This is a genomic window from Sphingomonas sp. Ag1 (assembly GCF_000980895.1).
GTDB lineage: Bacteria > Pseudomonadota > Alphaproteobacteria > Sphingomonadales > Sphingomonadaceae > Sphingomonas > Sphingomonas panaciterrae.
The window spans coordinates 39,848-54,401 of sequence record NZ_LAZX01000090.1 but is presented as its reverse complement, the minus strand read 5'-3'; the positions used below and the strand labels follow the sequence as shown (position 1 = coordinate 54,401).

At 67.0% G+C, this 14,554-nt stretch carries 13 protein-coding genes and 1 tRNA gene; 8 read left to right on the top strand and 6 right to left on the bottom strand.

All coding sequences use genetic code 11. From position 1 onward, the window contains the following. Positions 1-49: 49 nt before the first annotated feature. Positions 50-499: a hypothetical protein gene (locus XM50_RS09170; RefSeq protein ID WP_231621916.1), complete on the bottom strand. Its 450-nt coding sequence runs from the start codon at positions 497-499 to the stop codon at positions 50-52. Positions 500-540: 41 nt separating this feature from the next. Between XM50_RS09170 and XM50_RS09165 the strand changes: the two genes are divergently transcribed. Then, positions 541-2,013, top strand: coding sequence for an FAD-binding oxidoreductase (locus XM50_RS09165; protein WP_082102928.1), 1,473 nt, complete (start codon positions 541-543; stop codon positions 2,011-2,013). Positions 2,014-2,067: 54 nt separating this feature from the next. Then, the gene (locus tag XM50_RS09160) at positions 2,068-2,832 is read left to right on the top strand and encodes a SapC family protein (RefSeq protein ID WP_046409035.1); all 765 of its coding nucleotides are present in this window, start codon (positions 2,068-2,070) and stop codon (positions 2,830-2,832) included. 253 nt (positions 2,833-3,085) lie between these two features. On the opposite strand, the gene XM50_RS09155 is transcribed toward XM50_RS09160, so the two are convergent. Beyond that, the gene (locus XM50_RS09155; RefSeq protein WP_046409034.1) at positions 3,086-3,919 is read right to left on the bottom strand and encodes an N-formylglutamate amidohydrolase; all 834 of its coding nucleotides are present in this window, start codon (positions 3,917-3,919) and stop codon (positions 3,086-3,088) included. Between the two features lie 121 nt (positions 3,920-4,040). Here XM50_RS09155 and cpdR point away from each other — a divergent pair, with 121 nt between their 5' ends. From cpdR to XM50_RS09135, 4 genes are all read left to right on the top strand, one after another. Further along, complete coding sequence (cpdR, locus tag XM50_RS09150) at positions 4,041-4,418, top strand: cell cycle two-component system response regulator CpdR (protein ID WP_046409033.1); 378 nt, start codon at positions 4,041-4,043, stop codon at positions 4,416-4,418. Between the two features lie 49 nt (positions 4,419-4,467). After that, positions 4,468-4,542, top strand: a tRNA-Val gene (locus XM50_RS09145). Between the two features lie 280 nt (positions 4,543-4,822). Beyond that, entirely contained in the window at positions 4,823-6,487 is a 1,665-nt protein-coding gene (locus tag XM50_RS09140) for a catalase (protein ID WP_046409032.1), read from the top strand. 54 nt (positions 6,488-6,541) lie between these two features. Continuing rightward, complete coding sequence (locus tag XM50_RS09135; RefSeq protein WP_052742517.1) at positions 6,542-7,144, top strand: ankyrin repeat domain-containing protein; 603 nt, start codon at positions 6,542-6,544, stop codon at positions 7,142-7,144. A gap of 26 nt (positions 7,145-7,170) precedes the next feature. On the opposite strand, the gene XM50_RS09130 is transcribed toward XM50_RS09135, so the two are convergent. From XM50_RS09130 to sucC, 4 genes are all read right to left on the bottom strand, one after another. Next, on the bottom strand, positions 7,171-7,740 hold the full coding sequence (locus tag XM50_RS09130) for a septal ring lytic transglycosylase RlpA family protein (protein ID WP_443024651.1): 570 nt from the start codon (positions 7,738-7,740) through the stop codon (positions 7,171-7,173). 229 nt (positions 7,741-7,969) lie between these two features. Then, positions 7,970-8,899, bottom strand: coding sequence for an electron transfer flavoprotein subunit alpha/FixB family protein (locus tag XM50_RS09125; protein ID WP_046409030.1), 930 nt, complete (start codon positions 8,897-8,899; stop codon positions 7,970-7,972). 76 nt (positions 8,900-8,975) lie between these two features. Beyond that, positions 8,976-9,725: an electron transfer flavoprotein subunit beta/FixA family protein gene (locus tag XM50_RS09120; protein ID WP_046409029.1), complete on the bottom strand. Its 750-nt coding sequence runs from the start codon at positions 9,723-9,725 to the stop codon at positions 8,976-8,978. Positions 9,726-9,841: 116 nt separating this feature from the next. Continuing rightward, positions 9,842-11,041 (bottom strand): ADP-forming succinate--CoA ligase subunit beta, encoded by a 1,200-nt coding sequence (sucC, locus tag XM50_RS09115; RefSeq protein ID WP_046409028.1) that lies wholly within the window; start codon positions 11,039-11,041, stop codon positions 9,842-9,844. Positions 11,042-11,296: 255 nt separating this feature from the next. Between sucC and XM50_RS09110 the strand changes: the two genes are divergently transcribed. Both XM50_RS09110 and XM50_RS09105 read left to right on the top strand, forming a co-directional pair. Continuing rightward, on the top strand, positions 11,297-14,002 hold the full coding sequence (locus XM50_RS09110) for an ATP-dependent DNA helicase (RefSeq protein WP_046409027.1): 2,706 nt from the start codon (positions 11,297-11,299) through the stop codon (positions 14,000-14,002). 12 nt (positions 14,003-14,014) lie between these two features. Further along, on the top strand, positions 14,015-14,554 hold the full coding sequence (locus XM50_RS09105; RefSeq protein WP_046409026.1) for a SixA phosphatase family protein: 540 nt from the start codon (positions 14,015-14,017) through the stop codon (positions 14,552-14,554).

Here is a 14,554-nt window from a genome sequence, read left to right as displayed (position 1 = left end):
CGCGATTGTGCCTTCGATGTCAAGGTAGAGCGGTGCGCAAGGCCGCTTTTTAGGACGGATTCTTCGGGATGAGCAGCCGAAAGCGACTTATTTCACACTGTCGGCCCGATCGGGTGCGCAACACGTCGCGCCGGGCGCAGAACTTTCCGTCCTTGGAACGCTTCAGGTAGAAGCCGCCGTAGAAATTCAGTGTCGGGCAATCACGGTCGAGCTTGGCGCGCAGCCGGCGCCCGTCGGTGACGATCAGGTCGATGTCGCCGTCCGGGGAGATGCTGGCGCTCGCCAGCCGGTCCATCGGCACGCATTTGGGCGCCTTCTTCTCCTCCCAGGTGACCGGCGCGGCGCGCTGCGCCCGCGACGGCCCGGGCAGCCGCGGGATGCGAATGATGATCCGCTCGCGAGTCGACAGCTGCGCATAGCGCTCGTCCGCCGGCCCGGCAGCGATTGCCAGGGGCGCAGCCATGAGCAGCGGAAGCATGGGGCAGGCGCGGATCAGCATGGATAGGCCCCCGTCGCTGCCCATCGAAGTTTGAACCCTTGATGAATTCGCGCGATGAAGCGGCGATGACCCCGCGCCAGACCCGCCTCATACAATCGCTCGCCGATACCCTGCCCGATCGCGCGATCGTCACTGATCGTACCGATATCGCACCGTGGGAAACCGACTGGCGGCAGCGGTGGCACGGCACGGCGCCGATCCTGTTTGCGCCTGACAGCGTGGCGCAGGTGCAGGCGATCGTCGCCGCGGCGGGCCGTGAGCGGGTGCCGTTGGTGCCGCAGGGCGGCAACACCTCGATGGTGGGCGGCGCCACCCCGCCCGCAGATGGCACCGCGGCGATCCTGTCGCTGCGGCGCCTCAACCGGATTCGCTCGATCGACGCCGATGCCGGGCTGGCGATCGTCGAGGCTGGCGTGATCCTCGCTGATCTCCATGCCGCGGCAGCAGCGGTGGGTCGTCGCTTCCCGCTGACCCTCGGCAGCCGCGGCTCCGCGACGATCGGCGGCCTGGTCTCCACCAACGCCGGGGGTACCCAGGTGCTGCGCTGGGGCACGATGCGCGGGCTTGTGGCCGGGGTGGAGGCGGTGCTGGCGGATGGCAGTCTTTATGACGGTCTCGCTGCGTTGAAAAAGGACAATCGTGGCTATGATCCGAACCAGCTGCTGATCGGCGCCGAGGGCACGCTCGGCATCGTCACCGCCGCAACGCTTCGCCTTGCCCCGGCAATTGCCAGCCGGGCGGTCGGCTGGATCGGCCTTGCCAGCCCCGACGACGCGCTGCGCCTTTTGCGGCGCTTCCAGGCGGCGGGCGATCTGGTCGAAAGCTTCGAGCTCTTGCCTGCCGAATCCCTTGCGGCAGTACTGGCGCATGTTCCCGGTGCCCGCGCGCCGCTTGCCGGCGAGCATCGCTGGCACGTGCTGGTGGAGGCGGTAATCAGCGATCCCGACGCCCCCTCGCCTGCGCAGTTCATCGAGCGCGTGCTCGTCCAGGCGATCGCCGAGAACATGGTCGAGGATGCGACCATCGCCGTGAACGAGGCGCAGGCAGAGGCATTCTGGCGCATCCGCGATTCCATCTCGGACGCCGAACGCGCCACCGGGCCAGCCGCGCAGCACGACATCTCGGTGCCGGTGGAGGCCATGCCCCGCTTCCTGATCGAGGCGTCGGCGGCGTGCGAGGCGCGCTTTCCCGGCACCCGCGCCAGTGGTTTCGGCCACCTGGGCGACGGCAACGTCCATTTCCACGTCCGTGCGCCAAGGGGCGCCGATCGCGCAACATGGCTGGCCGGGGAAGCACCCGTCGTCACCCGCTTCGTCGACGATCTCGTGGTCGCGGCGGGCGGCTCGATCTCCGCCGAACATGGTATTGGCCAGATGAAGCTTGCCGAGCTGGAACGCCTGTCGCCGCCGCCGCGCATGGCGATGCTGCGCGCGATCAAGCAGGCGCTTGATCCCCATGGCATCTTCAACCCGGGCAAACTGGTGGCGCTTGCGCCCGGCGCGGTGGCCGAATAGGGGCCGAAATCGAGCTTTTTGGGTCGTACCCGCACCCGCATCTGGAGAGTAATCATGGCCAGCGCGCCGCAGCAGCTTCCGCTTTTCTACAACGGCCTCGAGCCGCTTTCGAGCGACCTGCATGCCGACTACAAGATCCGCCCGGCCGCGACCGCGCCGTTCCTGACGACGCAGCACGCCATCCCGGTGACGGTCGATGAATTCGCGCTGGTGCAGCGTTACATGCCGATCGTCTTTTCCGCCGGCGAGGATTCGATCCCGATCGCGCTGATGGGCCTGAACGAGGGCGTGAACGTGTTCGTCGATGCCGACGGCAAGCTGATCGACAACACCTTCTACGTCCCCGCCTACATCCGCCGCTATCCCTATCTCCTCGCCCGCCTGCGTCCCGACGCGGAGGAGCTGTCGCTCTGCTTCGACCCGACGTCGGACACGATCGGCCAGTTCGATGAGGGCGAGCCGCTGTTCGAGAACGGCCAGCCGAGCGACGTGACCAAGAACATCCTGGCCTTCAACGAGCAGTTCGAACAGGCCGGCGCCCGCACCGCCCAGTTCATGAACGAGCTGCGCGAATCCGAACTGCTGATGGACGGTGAAGTCTCGATCCAGCAGGAAGGGTTCGAGCAGCCGTTCGTGTATCGCGGCTTCCAGATGGTCAACGAAGAGAAGCTGCAGGGCCTGCGCGGCGACCAGCTGCGCAAGATGGTGCAGAGCGGGATGCTGCCGCTGCTGTATGCGCACCTGTTCTCGCTGTCGCTGATGCGCGAAGTGTTCGCGCGCCAGGTACAGATGGGCAAGATGCCGCAGCCGACGCTCTGACCGCGCTGGCGGCAAGCCTCCAATGAACCGGACGGGCGCGGGGACAATCCTGCGCCCGTTTGTCGTTGGGGCGCGGGCATCGCGCGACACCTTTTGCCGTATCAGCCAGGGTTCTTGAAACCGATTGCCGGTCTCTTATGTTATAAAGGTACGGTTTCCGTGTCCCCCCTTTCGCGGAACCGTATGGCACACCTTCTGGTGTGTCTCCTCCCTGAACCTTGGCCACCTCGGGCACCGCCCGGGGTGGTTTTTTTTATTCGGCGGCGAGCCGCTCGGGCCCAGCGATCGCCTCATCGGCCAGCGCGTCGAGGATTTCGCGGACTAGCTGCACGATACGCCCGTGTCCCGGCCCCGCGCCGTCCATCCGGCTGTCGAGGTATAAGGAGCGATCGATCTCCAGCTGGATGGCGTGAATGCCCTGCTCTGGCGCGCCGTGCCGCTCCAGGATATATCCGCCGGCGTAAGGGACGTTGAGCGCCTGCGGCAGGTGCCCCGCTGCCACCGCCGCCTCCACCCGGTTCACGAAACGGCTGTCCGCCGATCGGCCGAAGCGGTCCCCGATCACGATCCGCGTCCGGCTGCCACGGATCGGCGGCATGGAATGAAGGTCCAGCAGCACCGCCACGCCAAAACGCGCACGCGCGGCCGCCAACGCCGCCGCCAGCGCCGCGTGATAGGGACGATGCGCCGCGTTGATCCGCGCGATCACGTCGTCGGCGCTCAGCCGCTTGCGCCACAATTCCCCCGCCGCGGTGGTGCGCCGCGGCACCAGCCCCAGCCCGCTGCGCACCTTGGCGCTCAGGTGGCCGGTACGTGCGCCATCGTCGAGCATCGGGTCGCGATCATCCTCCGCCCGGTTCAGGTCGATCCACGCGCGCGCCGCCTGCTGGATCAGCGTCGTCTCGCCGCCACGCGCGGCCATCGCCACCGAATCGATCAGCCGGTCTTCCAGCATCGTCAGCGCCGCGAACGGCACCCGCAGCGAATCGCGCACGCCCTCGGGATAGCAGCGCCCCGCGTGCGGCACCGACAGCACGACCGGGCTGGCGGGCGGCACGTCACCGTATGAGATGAAGCACGCGTCCATCGCTCGCCAACCTATGGGCAGGCGGCACGTCTCGCAATGCGGGCGCACAGCGATCAACGCGCGTCTGGAAAATATTAAGCGATCTTCCCATAAGCTGCCGGTTGATCACAGGAACCCACGAATGATCCGAATTTTGCTGGCCGAGGACGACCAGGTCATGCGCGAATATCTGGCGCGTGCGCTGGAAAGGTCCGGATATGCGGTCACCGCGGTGGACCGCGGCACGGCCGCGCTGCCGCTCATCGAGGAGGAGGAATTCGACCTTCTCCTCACCGATATCGTCATGCCCGAAATGGATGGCATCGAACTGGCGCAGAAAGCCGGGGAGATCCGCCCCAAGCTGCGCGTCATGTTCATCACCGGCTTCGCCGCCGTCACGCTGAAGGCTGGCCAGGCAATGCCGCAGGCCCGTGTCCTCTCAAAGCCGTTCCACCTGCGCGATCTCGTGATGGAGGTCGATCGCATGTTCGAAGTGGGAGAATTTCAGGGTGCGAGCTGAACAGGGGTTGCGCACCCCCGGCAGCCCGGCTAATGGCGCCGCTCCCCGTGGGCGTGTAGCTCAGTGGTAGAGCACTGTGTTGACATCGCAGGGGTCGCAAGTTCAATCCTTGCCACGCCCACCATAAAAAGCCCTGCCAGGCGATCCGCTTGGCAGGGCTTTTTTGATTTTCCCATTTTTGCCTCATTCAACAGGCTCGCCGGGTCGCGCATCAGCGCGCCTCAACAGCATCCGACGGCACCGAGCCGGTGGGACCGCCTGGGCTTCATCATCAGATTGTTCGATTTGTGTAAGCGGGCAATCTCGTTTCGTGGCGGAATCGACTGCTCTTAGTGGGACGTGACCCGGCAGAGACCGGAACCCACCTCGCCGCGCGGCGCCGCGGCACAACAAAGAGATATGTGATGAACGCCAGCTTGAAGGCGCGCGCGCTCCGCGCGGCCGCGTTGCTCCTCGGAGGGGTCGCGCTCCCTCTTCCCGCCATTGCACAGTCGGTGAGCGATGCCGATGCGTCGGCCGCCGCGCGGATGCAGACCGGCCCGGCACCGGTGGCCCCGGGCGCTGCACCGCCGCGCGTCGACCTCTCGCGCGGCCCCGCCATGCAGTTCACGCGCGACAATGGCGCGCCGATCGGCGAGAATCGTCATTCCAAGGCCGCCGGCGATTTCGGCCCGGTCCTGCTGGAAGACGCGCACCTCATCGAAAAGCTTGCCCGTTTCGATCGTGAGCGCGTGCCCGAGCGCGTCGTTCATGCCCGCGGCACTGGTGCCCATGGCGTGTTCAAGGCGACCGCGGACATTTCCGACCTGACCAAGGCATCGCTCTTCGCGCAGGGCAAGGAAACGCCGGTGTTCGTCCGCTTCTCCACCGTGATCCACGGCAAGGACAGTCCTGAATTCGCCCGCGACCCGCATGGCTTCGCGACGAAATTCTACACCGATCAGGGCAATTGGGACCTGGTGGGCAACAACCTGCCCATCTTCTTCATCCGCGATGCGATCCAGTTCCCGGACATGATCCATTCGCTGAAGCCCGATCCCGTGCTCAACAAGCAGGATCCCAACCGCTTCTTCGACTTCTTCTCGGCCACGCCCGAGGCGACCAACATGATCACCCAGGTCTTCTCCAACCTGGGCACGCCCGCCTCGTACCGCACGATGGACGGCAATGGCGTGCACGCGTTCAAGCTGGTCAATGCGAAGGGCGAGACGGTTTTCGCCAAGTTCCGCTGGATCAGCCGCCAGGGCGTCCACAATTACAAGGCGGACGACGCGGTAAAGGCCGGCTTCAACTATCTGACCGATGATCTTTATGCGGAAATCGCCAAGGGCAATTTCCCGAGCTGGGATCTGATGATCCAGATCATGCCCGAAAGCGAGTTTGCCAAGCTCGACTATAATCCCTTCGACGACACCAAGGAGTGGCTGGGCGTGCCGTTCCGCAAGATCGGCGAGATGACGCTCAACAAGGTGCCGGACAATTTCTTCGAATGGACCGAACAGTCCGCCTTTGCCCCCTCCAACATGGTCCCGGGGATCGAGCCCTCGCCCGATCGCATGCTTCAGGGCCGCCTGTTCTCCTATGCCGATACGCAGCGCTATCGCGTTGGCGCGAATGTCATGTCGCTGCCGGTCAATCGCCCGCGCGTGGCGGTCGTGAACAACAACCAGGATGGGCAGCTCAATGCGTCAGGCCGTGACAGCAGCGTCAATTATTTCCCGGCGGCCGCAGCGTCCAAGGAAACGGCCGACACGTTCCGCAACTCGACCTACACGGTGAATGCGGTGGTGGATTCGCGGCCGATCGCGAAGACCAACAACTTCAAGCAGGCCGGCATCTTCTACCGTTCGCTGCCGGCCGCGGAAAAGGTCGACCTGATCCGCAACCTTGCCGCCGATCTCGGGCAGGTGCGCTCGGACCGTACCCGCACGATCATGGTGAGCTATTTCTACCAGGCCGACCCGGACTACGGCACGCGCATGGCGAAGGCGGTCAACGTGCCGCTCGCCGAGGTGAAGCGCGCCGTCGCCGAATATCAGGCGGCCAACCCCGAACAGCCCACCAACTAACACCCTCCGGGCCGCCTGCCACGGCGGGCGGCCCCTTTCTTTCGGAACACCAATATGATTTCGCTGATCGCGGCTGCGCTACTGGCGGGGACCACCCCGCAGGGCGCCGCCTCCTCGCCGCCCGCTCCCGCCGCTGCGCTTCCCTCCCCGGAACGCCGACAGGAATTGCTGTTCGAGGCCGCACGGCTCGGCCGCACCGATCTGATCGCCCCGCTGATCACCGCCGGTGCAGACGCCAATGCCCGCGATCGCCGCGGGTTCACGCCCGTGATCCTCGCCGCTTACGCCGGGCATCGCGACACGCTCGACGCGCTGCTCGCCGCCGGCGCCGACGCCTGCCTGGCTGACGCGGGCCAGGGGAATACCGCGCTGATGGGCGTCGCCTTCAAGGGTGAGGATGCGATCGCCGAGCGCCTGCTCGCTGCCGGCTGCGACGTGAATGCGCGCAACAAGGCCGGACAGACCGCGCTGATGATGGCCGCGCTGTTCAATCGCACCCGCCAGATCGAGCTGCTCCTCGCCGCTGGCGCCGATCCCGCGCTGGCCGACGCCTCAGGCCGAACCGCCGCCGAGGTCGCCCGCGCGCAGGGCAATGATATGGTTACCAAGCGGCTCGCCAGTCCGGCGGCGCGCGAAGCAGCCCCCAAAAGGCCCTGAGCGGCCACGCGGTTCGCCTGCGCGCTTCAGGGCGCCTGAACCAGCCCCTGCCGCACGCCGGCGGCCAATTGCGCGCGCAGATTGGCCAGTGCCTGATCCGACACGCGCTCGCGCTCCCGCGCCGGCTTCCCGCGACGAAGCCGCTTGCGGTCCTTCTCCGGCGGGTCGACGATCCGCACGCGCACCGGGATGATACCGGCCCGTTTCGCGCCCAGTTGCTCGGCCGCCCCACGCGACAGGTCGATCACCCGCCCCCGGGCGAAGGGGCCACGGTCGTTGACGCGCACGACGATCGTTCGCCCCGTCTCCAGCGACGTCACCTCGACATAACTTGGCAGCGGCAGGGTCGGGTGCGCCGCCGTCACCCATTTGGGGCGAAACCGCTCGCCCAGCGCGACCCGGTTTCCGCTTTCCGAGCCGTACCAGCTGGCATAGCCCAGAACGTCCAGGTTCGGGTCGGGCGTTGGCGTATAGGTCACGCCACGCACCGTATAAGGCTTGCCGATCCTGACGGGCGTGTCGCTGACCGGACGGAATTTCTGCGAGGCGCAGGCGGACAGGGCAAGCGCCAGAACGGCGACCAGCGGCAGGCGCATCACGCTTCTATCTAATCCACCCATTGCGATCGGCTTAGACGACGCGGCCCAGCCTCTGCAATGCAGCGGTGACGTGTGTTTGGGGAAGATCGCGCCGCACAGATGAGCGGCGACTGGCTGCCATCCTGCGGCAGAGCGCACGCACATGGCGTCTCGGCAGCAGCAGCGGCGACGCTCATCAGAGCGCCGCCGGCCGTGGCGCGATCCGCTGGACCGCGCCGGAACGGGATCAGAGCTTCTCGGTCAGCTCCGGGACGACCTTGAACAGGTCGCCGACGAGGCCGATGTCCGCGACCTGGAAGATCGGGGCATCCTCGTCCTTGTTGATGGCGATGATGGTCTTGGAATCCTTCATGCCGGCAAGGTGCTGGATCGCGCCGGAGATGCCAACCGCGATATAGACTTCCGGGGCGACGATCTTGCCGGTCTGGCCGACCTGATAGTCGTTCGGCACGAAGCCAGCGTCCACCGCCGCGCGGCTGGCGCCGACACCGGCACCCAGCTTGTCGGCCAGCGGCTCGATCAGCGCGCTGAAGTTCTCGCCATTCTGCAGCGCGCGGCCACCGGAGACGATGATCTTCGCGCTGGCCAGCTCCGGACGCGCGCTCTTGGCGATTTCCGAGCTCTCGTAGGTCGACAGGCCCTGGTCGCCGGTTGAGGCGACTGCTTCGACGGCCGCCGAACCACCCTCTGCCGCTGCCTTCTCGAACGCCGTGGTACGGACGGTCAGCACCTTCTTCGCGTCCGACGTCTGCACCGTCGCGATCGCGTTGCCGGCGTAGATCGGACGCGTGAACGTGTCCTCGCTCTCGACCGACAGCACTTCGGAGATCTGCATCACGTCGAGCAGCGCGGCGACGCGCGGCGCGATGTTCTTGGCCGACGTGGTGGCCGGCGCAACGAACGCGTCGTGATGGCCCATCAGCTCGACGACCAGCGGCGCGACGTTCTCGGCCAGCGCATGCGCATAGGCGTCGTCGTCAGCGACGTGGACCTTGCCGACGCCGGCGATCTTGGCAGCTTCCTGCGCCACGCCATCGACACCCTTGCCGGCAACCAGCAGGTGAACTTCACCCAGCTTCGACGCGGCGGTCACCGCGGCGAGCGTGGCATCCTTGACGGTCGAACCGTCATGCTCGACCCAAACCAGAGTCTTCATCTTGAACCTCTTTCCTCTCCCCGTCGGGGCCGCGTCCACGCGGCGCCCTGAACGGGATCAGTGACCGGCGGTGCGCTTACTTCGCGACGCCCATCGCCTTGAGCTTCATCACCAGCTCGTCGACGTCAGCGACCTTGATGCCGGCCTGGCGCTTGCCCGGCTCGACGACCTTCAGCGTCTTGACGCGCGGCGCGGTGTCGACGCCGTAATCGGCGGCGGTCTTGGTCGCGAGCGGCTTCGACTTCGCCTTCATGATGTTCGGCAGCGAGGCGTAGCGCGGCTCGTTCAGGCGAAGATCGGTGGTGACGATCGCCGGCAGCTTGAACAAATCGGTCTCTAGACCGCCGTCCACTTCGCGCGTGACCTTGACGGTCTCGCCCTCGACCTCGACCTTGGACGCGAACGTGCCCTGGCCCCAGCCGAGCAGGCCGGCAAGCATCTGACCGGTCTGATTGTTGTCGTCGTCGATCGCCTGCTTGCCCAGGATGATGAGCTGCGGCTGTTCCTCGGCGGCAACCGCCTTCAGGATCTTCGCGACGGCGAGCGGCTCGACCTTGTCGTCCGAGGTGACGAGAATCGCACGATCCGCACCCATGGCGAGCGCGGTACGCAGCGTTTCCTGCGCCTTCGCCTCACCGATCGACACGACCACGATCTCGGTCGCCACGCCCTTTTCCTTCAGGCGGATGGCTTCCTCGACCGCGATCTCGTCGAACGGGTTCATGCTCATCTTGACGTTGGCCAGATCGACCCCCGTCCCGTCCGCCTTCACGCGGGGCTTTACGTTGTAGTCAAGCACGCGCTTGACCGGCACCAGAACCTTCATTCCACTCTCCCAAGCGTCACCCCGGCAAGCGCCGGGGTCTCCCGGTTGTGTCGCGCTCCACGTCGGGGAGATGCCGGCCGAAGCCGGCATGACGATGGAGAACGATCAGTCGAAACTTACGCCGCCTTCTTCACCTCGGCGACGATCTTCTGCGCGGCATCGCCCAGGTCGTTCGCAGGAACGATGGCGAGGCCGGAATTCGCGAGGATTTCCTTGCCCTTCTCGACATTGGTACCCTCGAGCCGAACGACAAGCGGTACCGACAGATTAACTTCCTTCGCCGCGGCAACGATGCCCTCGGCGATGATGTCGCACTTCATGATGCCACCGAAGATGTTGACGAGGATGCCCTTCACGTTCGGATCGGCAAGGATGATCTTGAACGCCGCGGTCACCTTCTCCTTCGACGCGCCGCCGCCGACGTCGAGGAAGTTCGCCGGGAACATGCCGTTCAGCTTGATGATGTCCATCGTCGCCATGGCAAGGCCCGCGCCGTTGACCATGCAGCCGATGTCGCCATCGAGCTTGATGTAGGCGAGGTCGTACTTCGACGCTTCCAGCTCGGCCGGATCTTCCTCGGTCTCGTCGCGCAGCTCGGCCAGGTCCTTGTGACGGAACATGGCGTTGCCGTCGAACCCGACCTTGGCGTCGAGCACCATCAGCTTGTTGTCGTCGGTCACCGCGAGCGGGTTGATCTCGATCTGCGATGCGTCGGTGCCGAGGAAGGCGTCATATACCTTGCTCGCGAGGCTCTGCGCCTGCTTGGCGAGATCGCCGGTAAGGCCCAGCGCATGCGCGACGGCGCGGCCGTGGTGCGGCTGGAAACCCGTTGCCGGATCGACGGCGAAGGTGTGGATCTTCTCCGGCGTGTCGTGCGCAACGGTCTCGATGTCCATGCCACCTTCGGTCGATACGACGAAGGCGACGCGGCCGGTGGCGCGATCGACCAGCACGGCGAGGTAGAATTCCTTGGCGATGTCGACGCCGTCGGTGACGTACAGGCGGTTGACCTGCTTGCCGGCATCACCCGTCTGGATCGTCACCAGCGTGTTGCCGAGCATCTCGGTCGCGGCGTGGCGAACCTCGTCCTCGGTCTTGGCGAGGCGGACACCACCCTTGGCCTCAGCCGGCAGTTCCTTGAACTTGCCCTTGCCGCGGCCGCCGGCGTGGATCTGCGCCTTCACGACATAAAGCGGCCCGGGCAGCTTCTTGGAGGCTTCCACTGCTTCCTCGACGGTCATCGCCGCATAGCCCGCGGGAACGGGCACGCCGAACTTCGCCAGCAGTTCCTTGGCCTGATATTCGTGGATGTTCATGCCGGAGCTCGCCTTACAAAACCGAAAACAGGCAGCCTTAAGCACAGCGGCGGTCGGGAATCCAGCCTTGATAGGTCGTGTGTGCCGATCAACCGACGAGAGCACAGCCTCACTGATGCTAAACGTTCGCAATAGCGGAATTGCGATCAGGCAAGGGTGTTGTGGCGATGATCGGCATCGATCCGGCGAGGCGCGCGGCAACCCGCCGACGAAGAGCACTGGAACAGGTTTTCCGTTTGTTCTAACGCTGGCGGCGTGATCGCTCTTCCCTATCCGGCGCTGCACGCGAGCCATACGGGCACCTGGATCGCGAGCGACGACGGCGTGCGCGGCGTGTCGCGCGGCGAGGCGATCCGTGCCGCCGCCGATACGCCGATGATCGTGATGAACGCGCCGCTGGTCGGGCAGCGGCTGGGCTATGCCGATCTGTCGGGTCTCGACATCCTAGAGCTGTTCGCCTTTCTGCGACCGGCTCGCTTCATGGTGCCGACGCCCAAGGGACTGGCGACCGTCACCGGGCTCGACGTCCCGGCGAGCGACAGCGACATCGCGCCCTTCCTGCGCACTGCCGCCCTGCGGCTGCTGGAAATAACCGACGGCGACTGGCCCGAGCGGGAAGGCGCCTGGGCGGCGGCGCAGACACTGGCGCGGCTGCGCTGGTCCTGGGGACCGCTGCTCGCCAGCCGCTTGCGCAAGCCGGCGCGGGACGAACCCTGGCTCTTCTCGCGGCTGCCGGAATGGGAGGAAAGCGCACCGCGCCCTGCGCCCCGTGCGATCAGCCTGGACGCCGATGCGACTCAGCGCACGCTGACGACGCTGGTCGGCGCCGCCGCCGAACCGCGCCAGGGCCAGCGTGATTTCGCCGCCGCGGCGGCGCACGCCTTCTCACCGCGCGTGGGGCGCGACAGCCCCAATCTGGTGCTGGCGGAGGCCGGCACCGGGATCGGCAAGACCCTGGGCTATCTGGCGCCGGCCAGCCTCTGGTCACGCACTGCCGGCGGCGCTGTGTGGGTGTCCACCTATACCAAGGCGCTGCAACGGCAGCTCGGCCACGAAACGCAGCGCGTCTATCCCGATGAGGCGGAGCGTCGCGCGCGGGTCGTCACGCGCAAGGGGCGGGAGAATTATCTCTGCCTGCTCAATCTGGAGGATGCGCTGCAGGGCGGCTTCGCCGGGCGCGCGGCGGTGCTGGCGCAACTGGTCGCGCGCTGGGCCGCCTATACCGCCGATGGCGACATGATGGGCGGCGACCTTCCCGGCTGGCTGACCACCCTGTTCCGGCGCAACGGCTCGGTCGCACTCACCGACCGGCGCGGCGAGTGCATCTACGCCGGCTGTCCGCATTATCGGAAATGCTTCATCGAGCGCGCCGCCCGCGCCTCCGCCGATGCCGACATCGTGATCGCCAACCATGCGCTGGTGATGGTCAATGCGGCGCGCGGGCGCGAAACGGCCACCCGCCCCAGCCGCTATGTGTTCGATGAGGGGCATCACCTGTTCGATGCCGCGGATTCGATGTTCGCCACCGCGCTCACCGGCCAGGAAACGATCGAGCTGCGCCGCTGGATCATCGGCCCCGAGGCCGGCAGCCGCGGACGCCGACGGGGCCTGGCCGCGCGCCTGTCCGATGTCGCCAGCTACGATGAGGCAGGCGCACAGGCGATCGCCGACGCGGTGAAGGCCGCCCATGGCCTTGCCGCCGACGGCTGGCTGCAACGCATCATTGAGGGCGCGCCGTTCGGCCCGATCGAGGCGCTGCTGGCCAGCGTACGGGCGCTCACCTTCGCCCGCGCAGAGGGCCCCGATGACGCGGGCTATGGGCTCGAAACCGAACTGGCCGAACCCTCGCCCGAGCTGATCGAGGCCGCCGCTCATGCTGCCGAGGCACTCGATGCGCTCTACCGCCCCCTCGTCGTGCTCGGAAAGCGGCTGGAGGCGGTGCTGAACGATGCGCCCGACTGGCTCGACGGCCAGGCCCGCGCCCGGGTGGAGGGCGCCATCGCCTCGCTTGGCTGGCGCGCGGAAAGTGTCTCGGCGTGGCTCGCCCTCATCGCCCGCGTCGGCGCGCCGGCCAGCCCCGACTTCGTCGACTGGCTCGCCGTCGACCGGGTCGAGGGGCGCGAATATGACATCGGGCTTCACCGCCGCTGGCTCGACCCCACCCGCCCCTTTGCCGAGATCGTGCTGAAGCCGGCGCATGGCGCGCTGGTCACCTCCGCCACGCTGACCGCAGGCGGCACATGGGAAACGGCGGAGGCCCGCGTCGGCGCGCCGCATCTCACCGGCGCGGCGGCACGGTTCGAGGCGGCGAGCCCGTTCGATTATGCCGGCAACGCCGAAGTCATCATCGTCACCGATGTGAAGCGCGGCGACGTACCGGCGCTCAGCAACGCTTACGCCCGGCTGATCGAGGCGGCGGGCGGCGGAACGCTGGGGCTGTTCACCGCGATCCGTCGGCTGCGCGGCGTGCATGCGCGGATCGCCGACCGGCTCGCCCGCGCTGGCCTTCCGCTCCTCGCGCAACATGTCGATCCGATCGATACCGGCACGCTCGTCGATATCTTCCGCGACGATCCGCACGCCTCGCTGCTGGGCACCGACGCGCTGCGCGACGGCGTCGACGTGCCCGGCCATTCGCTGCGCATGGTGGTGATGGAGGGCGTTCCCTGGCCCAAGCCCACCGTGCTCCACGCTGCGCGCCGGCTGGCGGGCGGCGGCAGCGCCTATGACGACCGTATCGTGCGCGCCCGTCTGGCGCAGGCGTTCGGCCGGCTGATCCGTTCCCGCGGTGATCGCGGCGTATTCGTGCTGCTGTCGGCGGCGACGCCGTCGCGGCTGCTCGACTCCTTCCCCGCCGGTGTCCCGATTTCGCGCGTCCCGCTCGACGAGGCGGTGGCGCGAGTCGCATCGCGGCTTTCCTCGCGCGCCGGCTTGGGGCATGAGGCGGCTCCCGCGGCCTAACGGAGACGAGCCTTGAAGACGCTGACGCTGTTGCGCCACGCCAAATCGGGCTGGGACGATCCGGTGACGCGTGATTTCGATCGCCCGCTCAACGACAAGGGGCGCAAGGCCGCGCGCGTCATGGGGCGCCAACTGCGCACACTGGGCGAAGAGTTCGACCGCATCCTCGCCTCGCCCGCGCGCCGGGTCGTGGAAACCATTGCGGAAGTGGCAGTGGGCTATGAGGCGCCGATCGAACCGGCGTGGGACAAACGGCTCTACCTCGCCTCGGCGGCCACCCTGCTCGAGATTGCGCGCGAGGCGCCCGACGATTGCAACCGCCTGCTGATGATCGGGCACAATCCGGGGCTGGAGGATTTCGCGCTGCTCCTCGCCGGCGACGGCACGCCCGAATTGATGTCGGCGCTGGACGAGAAATACCCGACGGCGACGCTGGCGCAGATCACCTTCGACGTTGATCGCTGGGCCGATGTCGTACGCGGCGGCGGTACGCTCACGCGTTTCATCCGCCCGCGTGACCTCGACCCGACGCTCGGCCCCGACGACCATTGA